This window comes from Companilactobacillus musae (assembly GCF_003967595.1).
GTDB classification, from domain to species: Bacteria; Bacillota; Bacilli; order Lactobacillales; family Lactobacillaceae; genus Companilactobacillus; species Companilactobacillus musae.
The window spans coordinates 1-12,001 of the sequence record NZ_BIFW01000003.1 but is presented as its reverse complement, the minus strand read 5'-3'; the positions used below and the strand labels follow the sequence as shown (position 1 = coordinate 12,001).

Sequence of the window (12,001 nt, the reverse complement as noted above, 5' to 3'; positions counted from 1 at the left end):
TAAGGTTGAAAATTAACTTAGTTCCCATTATAATAATAGGGTTAATAAAATAAGTTAAATTGCATAACGGGAAGGAGGGTTTTTTAGATGTCACAAAATACACATAAAGGTATGACTGGCCACCGCCGTCCTGTAAACCAAAAAAATGGTGCAGAAAAACGCGCTAAGACACAAGCTGTTCTTGATTTCTTGAGAAGCCGTGATACTAAAGAATCTAAATAATTAGATAAAATAAAAGAGCTAACAGATATTTACGTCTGTTAGCTCTTTTTTAGTCCTCTAAGTCCGGACGATGTAATTTGTGAGTAGTTATTAGGGCTATGATCAAAAAGCCCAGACAGGCTAAAAATCCGGCTTGAATACCAACTGCCTGATTGGTAGCTTTTCCAGTGATTATTTTATCGGCCATTGTAATTACAGCAATAATAATAGCTGTACCAAATGAAGCAGCAATTTGCCTGAGAGTATTGAATGTAGCAACCCCATCGGAGAGATATTTCTTAGGTAGGGCACTTAGAGCATGTGTCTGAATAGGAATCAAGATTAAAACTAGACCGAGTTGTCGAATCATTTGTCCTAACGTTAACATCAAAACCGAAGCATTGACGTCAATAACTGCTTGCATAAATGTTCCGAAGCAATCAATTAGAACACCAGTGACGACAATGCGTTTAATCGGATATTTGTCAAAGAGCCGACCACTGATTGGTGACATGAAACCAGTTAGAAGAGCCCCTGGCAAAAGTGCTAGACCAGAAATTAGGGGACTTTTGTGAAGAATCATCTGGATCATTAATGGTAAAAGAATTGTATTGCCATACATAGTTAGCACGATCAACATATTGATCAATGTAGCAAAAGTGAATTGCGAATGTTTAAAAATTTCAAAATTGATAATTGGACTATCGGCTTTTGTTTCCATAACTGCAAAGATTCCGATTAAGATCAAGCCAATAGTAGTGAAACCTAAAACACTAAAGGAAACGAAATTAGCTTGGCCAATATTTGAAAAACCAGTTAATAAGAATAGCAATCCCAAACTGATAGTTATCAGGCTAGGTACATCAAATTTAGGATTATCGTTGGTTTCAACCTGTGGTAATTGAAAAATCGATAATAGAACTACAGCAATAATAAAAGGCAAAATTAAGATAAAGAGATATTGCCAAGGGAAATATTGCAGAATTATACCAGAGAGCGTGGGTCCTATGATAGGTGAAAAATTAAAGGCTAAGCCAATGATACCCATGACAGCACCTTGTTTATTGCGGTCGGTATATTGCATAGCTAAAACATTAACCAGAGGCATCATCATACCGGTACCGATAGCTTGAATCATGCGGCCGATAATAACCATGATAAAAGTATTGGCAATTGCACCTAAAAGAGTTCCAACTAAGAAAACAGAACTAAAAGTAATGAATAAGTGTCGAAAGGAAAATTTCTTAATAAAGTAGGCACTTGTAGGAATCATCAAGGCGTTGACTAGAGTATAGCCGTTGGTTAACCACTGGACAGTTGATGAATTGACTTGAAAGACACGCATAAATGTAGGTAGAGCTGTGTTCATTAAGGTTGAGCACAAAACACCAAAGAAGGTCCCGAAGACCATGATAAAGAGTGATTTTTTAATTTGTTTCGACATATGATAAATATACTCCTAAATAAAATGGTTGACTTTAGCAACTTTTTTTATTTTAATAATTATAGTTGCTAAAGTCAACTATATAAATTGTTAGGAATGATTATATGGATAAAGAGAATATCGATCAGATCCGAAAATTCAATCGCTCTTATACAAGAATACTGAGACTAACGGATAAGTATCATTTAAATACACATTTTACATTGTTAGAATCCCGAATTTTTTTGGAAATCAATCGAGGAGTGGATACAGCTAATCAGTTGATGGAATTACTGCAATTGGATAAGGGTTATTTAAGTCGGGTATTGAAGAAATTAAAGAATGAAGGACTAATCGTTGATGTAAGGGACGAAAAAGATCGTCGGATAAAAAAATTAAAATTGACTATTAAAGGTAAATTAGCTTTGGAAGAAGATAATCATCGTGCTGATATGCAAATTGAAAATCTTTTTTCAAAAATACCAGATGAAGAATTAGTAAAAGTAATTAAGGATATGCAAGAGATTCAGGCAACTGTTAAAAAATATTCAAAGTAAGGGAAAGAAGATAAATGGCAGAAATTTATTTAAGAAAATCAAAGTTATCAGATTTAGATGACATTATGGAAATTATTGATGAAGCAAAGGCACTTCTAAAAAAGGATGGCAGTCCTCAATGGCAAGATGGACATCCAGATAGAAAACAATTTGAAATTGATATCAATAATGGTTTCAACTGGGTTTTGATCGTTGATGATAATATAGCTGGAACGGCTACCTTGAGTACTCAAATCGAAGATAATTATAAAAATATTGAAGATGGAAAATGGAGTGGTGATGATCATTATCTTACAATTCACCGTGTTGCTATTGCCAGCCGTTTTCGAGGAATGCAGCTAAGTAAACAAATATTTTCAAATCTATTAACGGTTGGGAGAATATTAAATTATTCTGATTTCAGAATAGATACACATCCAGTTAATATCCGTATGCAGAAATTAATAACTGATTTTGGCTTTAAAAGAAGAGGTACGGTTCACGTTGAGGATAAAATTGATTCAAGAAGATTTGCTTACGAACTAAATATGAATTAATCAAAAAATATTTGTTCCAGACTAGTGTTCTACTTTGTTAGTAGTTTAATTTTGGATATAAAAAAGAAGAATGATATCTATTAATTTCAAGTATTCTACTACCTTGAATGCTTAATAAATATTATTCTTCTTTTAATTACAAATTTAATTTTGTGTAGACATCACTTGGCATATCTTTCTTGAATACTTCCTTATATGAATAAACATAGCTACCTTTAGTATCAAGTCTTAGGTAGTGACCCTGCTTCAACTTACCCATACCCATGAATTTTATAGGATGCTCATGACCGTTGTCATCGTAACTCTTAAGATTGTATGTATAATTGCCATAGCCGTCCTCGTCTTTGGCATTACGATTATCAATTTTGACATATTTAGGTTCACGTTTGACTAAGATATTCACGGCATTGAACGATTGGGCAGTCTGACTAGTGTTATCCTTAGCATAAGCGCAAACTCCTAAGTAACCAATTCCCAAAACTACGATACCCAACAAAAAAACTCTTAAAAAACTTCTCATTTGAATTACCTCCTGAAAAGTATATTAAGAGTTTTTTCTTTTTTTATACATTTGATCTACTTACATTACTCTTACAGATTTGTAAGCTGATTTACCACCAATCAAAGTTAAGTGTGTAGTCTACAATTCTGTTGAATAAGTCTGCTATAAGTTTCATCATAGTTCAACGCCTCCAACATCTATAAACTTTATTTCCACCTATATTGTAGTTCTTGATGAAAGCGTTATCAATAGTTATTAACCCCAAACCTCATCTTGAATAGATTTGACTAGTTTTAGTTTGTCCCATTCTTGTTGTTCGGTCAAAACGTTACCTTCTTCAGTAGAGGCGAAACCACATTGGGTTGATAACCAAAGGCGATCCAAGGGAAGATATTGGCTAGCTTCTTTGATACGGTCGATGACTTCTTGACGATCTTCAAGTTCACCAGATTTAGAAGTTATTAATCCTAAAACAACTTTTTTATCGCCAGATACTTTGGCTAATGGTTCAAAACCGCCAGCACGCTTAGAATCGTACTCTAGGAAGTAAGTATCGACATTTTCTTTGGCAAAAAGTGTATCAGCAACTGGACCGTAACCACCAGAGAAAGCAAAGTCTGAATGGTAATTACCACGGTAAACATGAGTGTTGATAGTTAGATCTTCTGGCAAATTTTCGATGGCTTTGTTATTAAGGTCCAACAAGATATCTTGAATTCCTGATTCGGCATAAGCTTTACCGTCTGGAGTAGCCAAGAAATTATCATCTAAGAATAATCCCCATGAACAGTCATCTAATTGAATTACTCTTGCGCCTTCATTGTAGAAAGCAATGATAATATCGTGATAAGCTTTTTCAATATCTTTGTACAAATCAACAATATTTGGATAAAATTCCTTGATCTTGTCATCATTAGTTCCACGAATCAATTCAATGTAAAGTTGAGATGGAGCAGGGATGGTTTGCTTAGGTTCGATATCTAAATTGTCAGTTAATGATTTCAAATAAGCAAAATGTTTTAAGAAGGGATGATTAGGATTGAATTTAATTTTTCCTGAAAGAATGGCAGTATCATCACGAGTTTCCTCATGAGCAAAATGATAACCTTCACCATAATGTATATGTTCAATACCATCAAAGCCCCAGAAGAAGTCTAAATGCCAATATGAACGGCGGAATTCACCATCAGTTGCGTAATCAAGTCCAACTGCAACTTCCTTGTCAACAAGATTTTTGATTGCCTTGTCTTCGATAGCTGTTAATTGGTCTTGAGTAATTTTTTTAGCGGCAAGATCTTTTCGTGCCTGTTTTAGTTCTTCGGGTCTAAGAAAACTTCCCACATGTTGGAATCCGATTTTGTTTAATGTTTTTGTTGTCATAAGTGAATCCTCCTAGTTTTTAACTTATTTAATTTAAGAGCAAGGAAAGTGAAGTAATCATGGTAAAAAGGAATATACGAACGTCAGTTAGGCGTTTGTATGAAGGAAACTAAAAAATCGCCCCTACATATACAGACTTTCTCTGCAATGTAGGGACGATTACCGTGGTACCACCCTAATTTATATTTTGTTTACACAAAATACCTCAACGACACTAACATGTCCGGGATGATATCGCATCCTTGCGTACCTTTGGCTTTCACCTAGGTAAGACTCCAAGCTCATCTTCAATTAACGTTCGTTCCATCTTTTCACTATCCAATGGTCACTCTACAAATTACTAGTTAATTTACTCTTCTCTTCAACGTCTAATTAAATTAAATAAGTTTTAATTATCTGATTGGTGACTAATTTACACCTTGATTTTTTGTTTGTCAAATAGGATTTTGAAATTAATTTAGTTTTTGGCATTATTTTCGGGAGCGTTAACTACTTCCCAATTCATTGTACCGGTATACTTTCCAACTTTATTATGTGGAGAAGTAGGCTGTAAGAGAATTCCGTCTTCGGAGGTCCAATCTCGAGCTAAGTAATCAGTAGTCATATTCTCATATGATTTTTGATCTTGAGCAATAGTTTTTAGATTGTTTGAAATTGATAAAGGATCTGATGATTCATTTTCTTTATAAACTAGGTTACCGTTGAATTTATCCGCAGTATTATTTAGGAACAGACCGTTTGAAGATACTTGCAAAATCCAAGGGGATTGTAAACTTGTGACGTTTAATATAAAAGGAGATTTGCGAGTTACTAATTTGGAATCAGTTTGATAATTTATATTTTGAAAATCTAAATCTTTAGAAACTTCTAATTGTAAAAGTTTATTGTTGCCGGAATTATTTTCAATATAAAATTGAGGACTACTAGTCGTTTCAATAGCGTTACTACCAGTGAATACAGCCGGTTCTGGATTGACAGTAATCATTGAGGCGGCAGTATTGATTGCAGTTCCGTTAAAATCTATGTTGGCGCTAGTGTAATTATTAGGGGTGTTAACGTCGTTGAAAGTTCCCAGTGAGTGAATTAAATCATGTTTGATTTCGTTAGTAGTTTCTTTGTCCCAATTTAATGGAATTGATTCCACTTCAGTTTTGTCATCATTTTGCCCAGAATCAGTGTGATAGGTTATCGTAGCGGTGTCAAAACGAATATCATTGTTAGGAAGATTTATTTTAGAAATAATATTTTTCCAATTTTGATGACTAGATTCGTTATCAAAATTTAAAGCATAATCAAAAGTTAATTTATCATTGTTGAAAACACGGCGTTCAGGGACAGTAGAATTGTTATCGGTAATGAATTGATCATTCAAGCTGTGGTCAATTATTTTGGAAGATACTTTTGCAGTTGCTAGGGCAGGAATCGATTCAAAAATAGCCAATTTACTATGAACGTTACTATCGTTGCTGTTAGCACCAGTAACTCCCCAATAGACTTTAGTATTCCCATTGGTTAAATCGAACTGTGAAGGATCAACTGGAATAGTGTCGTCAACCTTTTGATAAAAGGTATTACCAATATTAGTTGATCCATCAGGCATTTTGTCATTGAAGTGATAAGTGATTGACGCTGGCGTACCACCGGAAACGGGGAGACCATCTTTAGTAGGATTGCCGTTAATATCTTGAGCAGGATTCCATGTGAAAGTGACATGATGCCAGTAAATATCTTTACGATTATTGTCACTACCGTTTATCAAACTGGCCGATTTTGTATAGGCTTGGACTGTGGACATAGCTTTTTTATTTGTGAAATAAGAATAGTTTCCAGCAGTGGTCAATAGATCTCCAAGCTGATAAGTTAGGCTGTTTCCAGGGTAAGTCATGGAAATGGAGCCAAAACCATTACCACCACTGTTGCCCTGGCGTAAGGCATAGTCAAGTAAAGGACGCTGGGCTATCAGATCGTTGTATCCAGGATAATCCTTGGATATTTTTCTACCGTAGGGATCGGAAGTATCAACAGTATCAAATCCATTGAGAGTGTACTCTTGGATTCCATAAGCTGAGCCAGTGAAATTGTAGGTGATGGGTGTTTTATAAAGTTCAATAGGACCATTTTTAGATAATCCTGACCCCGATATGGTATCGTTACGTTCTGCATTAAAGTCCAAAGAAACGCTATTTTGGATTGCTGTCCTAGCTACATAATCTGGTGTTGGAGTTTGAGGATTAGAGATTGTATTGGATAATCCCCAAAGTTGATTGCTGTAATTTAAAGTTGAACGGTCATAACCTAATGAACCAAGTCCTTGGTAGCCTGCACCAAGAGCTTGGCTTTGGTTGTTAGTGTTTTTTCTAGGATCGTTTTGAAGGACTAGGGCCATACCTTCACCGTTAATATTAGAACCACCATAATCACCAGATCCAAAATATAACCAAACAGAAACCGTCTGATGTTTAGTGATATCAATGTAGTTATTTTTATTCATATCTGACCAAGCTGCTCCATATGCACCGTCTTTACTGTCGGGGTCTTCATCATTAACATTACCTTTTGCTAAAATAACGATATTTTTGTTGTCAGGATCAATTTTGGCAGAATTATGCATGAATGGATAATTAGTATCAGCAACGCTAGGTCTTAATGGATTTAGAATTGAAAAGTAATTACTGACAGGTAGACCATCAGGAGCCTGTTTTAAGGCATCTGAATCATCGGCGACTGCTTTGACAGGAGTTAAAGTTGATAAAAATACGATGATGGTTAATAAAATTACTAAAATAGTATTATATTTTTTCATGATTGATCATCTCTTAAATATTACAAAGTGTCTCTTTTAAGAAATAAGTATAATACTTGATTTAGTCATTTTACATCATTTATTGTATTTAAATATTGATTTTATTTATAATTTTTACTCTCTAAAAATATAATTATCATAATTCATAAAAGTAATATTTACCAAAAAGAAAAACAGAACCTATTGAAAAGTATTCGAGACATATAAAATATGTCGGAATCCTCTTAATGGGTTCTGTTTTCTTCGTAAAATATTATTTTTTAGTATCAACGAGAGTACTTGGCTTTTTACCTTCAATCAAAATTTTATTGGAATCAAATGAAGTTGTAATCATGTTATGAATGGCTGTTTCAGTGTAAAAGGCACTATGTGGTGTAACGATAACGTTGAGTCTTTGGGCTAAGTTTTTGATTTTATCATTAGGAATTTTATCAATACTACCCCAAACTTTACCAAAAACTGAATTTTCATCGTCTAATACATCTAATCCCGCACCAGCAATTTTTCCGCTATCTAAGCCGGCAATTAGGGCATCAGTGTCAATTAATTCACCACGAGCACAATTGATAATATAGACACCATCGTTCATTTCAGAAATAGCTTTTTCGTTGATCATGTGTTTGTTGCTATCAAATAAAGGAACATGTAACGTTATAATGTTTGATTGTTTGTAAAGCTCTTCAAGGCTATCTACATACAAACCTTGTTCTTCAATTTCAGGATTGTGATAAACATCGTAGGCAACGACTTTGGCACCAAATCCTTGAAGGATTTTGATAACTATACGTCCAATATGACCAGTACCAACTACTCCAATGGTTTGCTCACGATATTCCTTACCGATGGTAGGAGACCAAGTAAAGTCGCCGTTATCCATCTTTTGATCGAATTCGGGGATACGACGTAATAAACGTCCCATTAATAGCACAGCGTGTTCAGCAATGGCATTAGGAGAGTAGACAGGAACGCTTGTTAGATTAAATTTTAAATCATTCAAATCCTTGAAGTTAAAATTATCGACACCGACATTACGAATAGAAATATTATGAATGTTAAATTTGTTCAAAATTTCCAAGGCATCACGTGTATAGGGAGCTGTTTGTAAGGTTACTACACCATTAGCACCTTTGGCCAAGGGAGCAGTTTCGGCAGTTAAAATTTCACTTGTAAAATCTACTTCAACATCAGGATTGGCCTTTTTCCACTTTTCTAGTGATGGTTTTTCATCATCACGAATTCCATATGCAAAAATTTTCATTTGAATCGAGTCCTCCTTTAATAAGTAACACCCCTATTAAATCAGAATTTATTTGTCGATTCAAAAATGTTCTTTTAATGAAATTAAATAAATAACAAAGTAAATAAAAAACCGACGAACTCAGTAGTTTGAGCCCAATCGGTTTTTTTGTAGAAAACGGCAAATTTATAGTATAGCCGAATTCTTAGTAGATGCTATTATTTCTTATTCAACGTTGATGTCAACAGGATACTTAGGCTGTTCATTTTTTTGCATTTTGAGATTATCAGTCATAGAATCAAAGACCATGTTATGCACGGCAGTAGTAGTGTAGAAAGCTGTGTGTGGTGTGATGATAACATTATCTCGATTGAGTAATGCTTTAAATTGAGGGTCTTTAACTTCTTCGAGATTATTGAATTTCTTTTGGAAGACATCATTTTCAGTTTCCAAGACATCCAATCCCGCACCAGCAATTTTGCCACTATCGAGAGCAGCGATTAAAGCATCAGTATCAATCAAACCACCACGAGCAGCGTTAATAATAATAGCACCGTCCTTCATCTTGCTGATAGCGTCAGCATCGATCATATGAACATCTCGCTTGGCTAGTGGAGTGTGTAAAGTCAAAATGTCGGCTTGAGCGAGTACTTCGTCAAGAGAATCAACGTAGACTCCCAAGTTTTCCAAGTATGGATTAGGCTTGATGTCATATGCTACAACTTTAGCACCCATGGCCATCATGATACGAGCAACTACTGAACCGATATGACCAGTACCGACGATACCAACAGTTTTTCCATTGATTTCTTCACCAATAGTAGGGAACCAACTGAAGTCAGTATTATTGAACTTTTTATCAAACTCGGGAACGCGACGCAACAAACGAAGCATTAGGCCTGTCGTATGTTCGGCAATCGCATTAGGTGAGTAAACAGGGACATTCGTCAATGAAAACTTATAATCACGGAGATCCTTGAAATCAAAGCCATCCAAACCGACGTTACGAACTGAAATTTTGCTGACACCAAAGTCATGCAATTTCTTCAAAGCAGTTCTTGGATAAGGTTGTGTTTGCAGGAATACTACTCCTGTAGCATCCTTAGCCAAATCGACTGTATCGTCGTTAAAAATTTGGTTAGTATAATCGATAGTCACCTCTGGATGAGCGTTGTGCCATTCTTTTAGGTAACCCTTTTCGTCTTCTCGAACTCCGTATAAGTAAATCTTCATTACAATCCCTCTTTCTTTTTGATTAGAATATCGTTAGAAAAATTAACATTTTCTAATAATTGGTTGATATTAAGTTTAACGCAATTTTTTATAAAATAAAGAAAAAAATGAAATTTATCAAAAAAACCTGTCACTGACTGGACGACACGATAATGAAGGATTTTTGCAATGGTAATAATGTGGTTGTTGAATCAAATCTTTTATCCAGCTAATTCTACCTCCTGAACTGATTTTTCAAGGGATTATCAGATTAAAAATAATCAATAAAAAAGCCAGAACCATTTAGATTCTGACTTGATAATAACTATTCGGTATCGTAGCGATTTAATACATAAATAGCTAAAACAACAATGATAGCACCAATGATTTCGGCTACGTTAACGTAATAGTGTAAGAAAATAACGCTTAATACTAAGGTGGTGAATGGTTGAACGGCATCAGTAATACTTATGATTGCTGCAGTAGTATATCTAGTACTCAAAACCATGAGTAGGAAAGCTAAAACAGTACCAAGTAGAATAACAGTACCAACGCCAAGCACGCTGGCTGTGGTCATCTTGGGGGGATTGACCCAGATAGGACTGAAGAAATTGGAGATGATACCAGCAATCAACATACCCCAACCGGTAATTAGAATTCCGTGATATTTAGAAATTAATGATTGTGGAATGGTGATATATAAAGCTGCCGTAATACCACTACCAATACCCCAGAGAAGGGAAACAAGTGGTATTGAAAGATGTCCCAGATCACCTCGAGTAATCATCAAAACAACACCGATAAGCGCTAGGACGAATGAGATAACGTCAATACGTGAAGTTTTCTTTTTAGTAAAGATAATTGCACCAATCATAATAAAGAGAGGTGATAAGTACTGCAAAATTGTAGCAGTTGATGAATTTCCAGTCTTAATAGCGTGAAAAAAAGTAAACATGTTAGCTAGCAGTCCAAATATGGAGAAACTAACTAATTTTAAGAGATCTTTCCAGTTTTTAAAGACAGCGAAGAATTCGCTGGTTGGTAAAACAATTAAACCAACTACTAAAAGGATAATTCCGGCTAAGGTAGTTCTTGTAGCAATAAACCACATAGCAGGAATATTTAAATTTTTGGCAACGACCTGTAAGACGGTACCTGAAACTCCCCAGAGTGCAGAAGCACAAAATGCTAACCAAAAGCCTCGATCTAGGGTTTTCTTGGCTAACTTTTTACTTTCATCCATGAAAATATATCCTCCTAAAAAATCAATACCTTATTATACCCGTGGTTGTCGAGTTTTGACTATTGTTTTTTTAATATCATGACATTATAAAGCAGAGGTATGTATATAAGTTAGCGCAAAATGGGCATTCTTCATAATAGGTATATACCATATTTAAATTCTCATGATTTCGTTTTCTATAAAAATTATAAGCAATCGCCTTTAGGCATAATGAATATTTTCTAAATTTTAAAGTCTATCTATATCTTAATTGAGATGATTTTTACTTGATAAGATCCAGCGGGTGCATGGACAGTAACAATATCATTAACTTTATGATTATCTAAAGCTTTACCAATTGGCGAAGCAAAAGAAATTTTGTTTTCAGTTAGATTAGCCTCCTGTTTACCGACTAATTGGTAAGTAATTTGATCGTGTTCATCCATAAATTCAATCGTAACGAATTTACCAATATCTAACTTGTCATTATTAGCAGGTGTAACAACGTCCGCATATTGTAACTGCTTGGCTAAGAAGCGTAGGCGGCCTTCTAAGTGTCCTAGATCACGTTTGGCAGAGGAATATTCTGTATTTTCAGAACGATCACCCAAGGCAGCTGCGGCAGCTAGAATTTTAATTTTCTCTGGTCGAATTTTTTTTAGATCTTTAATTTCCTGTTCGATAGCTTTATATCCAGCTGGTGTCATTTTATTAAAAGTTGGTTCCATAATTTAAGACCTCGAATTAATTAGATTACTAGCAATAACTTAGCGCAAATAACGATTTAACGCAAAAAAATCCCCATGTGGCATTTAACCATATGGGGATTTTTTGAAACGAGTTGCACAAGCCAATTTCTTCCGCTTAGCTACGCATTGCAAACTATTCGCAAAGTAGGCGAATAATTCACAACGCTAGGCTAATGCTC

General features: G+C 34.9%; 11 protein-coding genes. 3 read left to right on the top strand and 8 right to left on the bottom strand.

Going from position 1 to position 12,001, the window contains the following annotated elements:
• Positions 1 to 87: 87 nt before the first annotated feature.
• Positions 88 to 222 (top strand): hypothetical protein, encoded by a 135-nt coding sequence (locus LAB100_RS11760; protein ID WP_257787251.1) that lies wholly within the window; start codon positions 88 to 90, stop codon positions 220 to 222.
• 49 nt (positions 223 to 271) lie between these two features.
• Here LAB100_RS11760 and LAB100_RS05710 read toward each other — a convergent pair whose 3' ends face one another.
• Positions 272 to 1,645 (bottom strand): DHA2 family efflux MFS transporter permease subunit, encoded by a 1,374-nt coding sequence (locus LAB100_RS05710; protein ID WP_119325502.1) that lies wholly within the window; start codon positions 1,643 to 1,645, stop codon positions 272 to 274.
• Positions 1,646 to 1,749: 104 nt separating this feature from the next.
• Here LAB100_RS05710 and LAB100_RS05705 point away from each other — a divergent pair, with 104 nt between their 5' ends.
• On the top strand, positions 1,750 to 2,181 hold the full coding sequence (locus LAB100_RS05705; protein ID WP_119325503.1) for a MarR family winged helix-turn-helix transcriptional regulator: 432 nt from the start codon (positions 1,750 to 1,752) through the stop codon (positions 2,179 to 2,181).
• A 14-nt stretch (positions 2,182 to 2,195) separates the two neighbouring features.
• Positions 2,196 to 2,717 (top strand): GNAT family N-acetyltransferase, encoded by a 522-nt coding sequence (locus LAB100_RS05700; protein ID WP_119325504.1) that lies wholly within the window; start codon positions 2,196 to 2,198, stop codon positions 2,715 to 2,717.
• A 136-nt stretch (positions 2,718 to 2,853) separates the two neighbouring features.
• On the opposite strand, the gene LAB100_RS05695 is transcribed toward LAB100_RS05700, so the two are convergent.
• The 7 genes from LAB100_RS05695 to greA form a co-directional block, all read right to left on the bottom strand.
• The gene (locus LAB100_RS05695) at positions 2,854 to 3,237 is read right to left on the bottom strand and encodes a YxeA family protein (protein WP_119325505.1); all 384 of its coding nucleotides are present in this window, start codon (positions 3,235 to 3,237) and stop codon (positions 2,854 to 2,856) included.
• A gap of 237 nt (positions 3,238 to 3,474) precedes the next feature.
• The gene (locus LAB100_RS05690) at positions 3,475 to 4,599 is read right to left on the bottom strand and encodes a 5-methyltetrahydropteroyltriglutamate--homocysteine S-methyltransferase (RefSeq protein ID WP_119325506.1); all 1,125 of its coding nucleotides are present in this window, start codon (positions 4,597 to 4,599) and stop codon (positions 3,475 to 3,477) included.
• Positions 4,600 to 5,056: 457 nt separating this feature from the next.
• Positions 5,057 to 7,402, bottom strand: a complete 2,346-nt coding sequence (locus LAB100_RS05685; protein ID WP_119325507.1) for a hypothetical protein — start codon at positions 7,400 to 7,402, stop codon at positions 5,057 to 5,059.
• A gap of 253 nt (positions 7,403 to 7,655) precedes the next feature.
• Positions 7,656 to 8,660, bottom strand: coding sequence for a D-2-hydroxyacid dehydrogenase (locus tag LAB100_RS05680; protein WP_119325508.1), 1,005 nt, complete (start codon positions 8,658 to 8,660; stop codon positions 7,656 to 7,658).
• A 204-nt stretch (positions 8,661 to 8,864) separates the two neighbouring features.
• The gene (locus LAB100_RS05675; RefSeq protein WP_119325509.1) at positions 8,865 to 9,872 is read right to left on the bottom strand and encodes a D-2-hydroxyacid dehydrogenase; all 1,008 of its coding nucleotides are present in this window, start codon (positions 9,870 to 9,872) and stop codon (positions 8,865 to 8,867) included.
• A 304-nt stretch (positions 9,873 to 10,176) separates the two neighbouring features.
• Positions 10,177 to 11,094: a DMT family transporter gene (locus LAB100_RS05670; protein WP_119325510.1), complete on the bottom strand. Its 918-nt coding sequence runs from the start codon at positions 11,092 to 11,094 to the stop codon at positions 10,177 to 10,179.
• A gap of 239 nt (positions 11,095 to 11,333) precedes the next feature.
• Positions 11,334 to 11,801, bottom strand: a complete 468-nt coding sequence (gene greA / locus LAB100_RS05665) for a transcription elongation factor GreA (RefSeq protein WP_119325511.1) — start codon at positions 11,799 to 11,801, stop codon at positions 11,334 to 11,336.
• Positions 11,802 to 12,001: the final 200 nt, after the last annotated feature.